A 231-nucleotide genomic window follows, 5' to 3' on the forward strand; every position below is an offset into this window, starting at 1 on the left:
TTTCTACACGCATACGCTCTGAGCCTGCTACACGGCGCACACTACGATAACGTAGTTTTTCTTCGCGCAGGTCGCTACGAAAATCTTGCTCCATTTGCTCAAGCTGATTATCAACCGCAGTGACCATGTCGATTTCCATGGTGAAATGTACACCACCACTTAAATCTAGGCCTAACTTCATAGGATTACCGCCAAGCGACTTTAACCAAGCCGGTTGTGCCGGTGCCATAT

General features: G+C 48.1%; 1 pseudogene. It reads right to left on the minus strand.

The features are described 5' to 3' along the window. Positions 1–231 (minus strand): annotated as a pseudogene (locus AAEY72_RS16540) (hypothetical protein); the annotation flags it as partial.

Source organism: Psychrobacter sp. W2-37-MNA-CIBAN-0211 (assembly GCF_040309405.1).
Classification (GTDB): domain Bacteria; phylum Pseudomonadota; class Gammaproteobacteria; order Pseudomonadales; family Moraxellaceae; genus Psychrobacter; species Psychrobacter glaciei.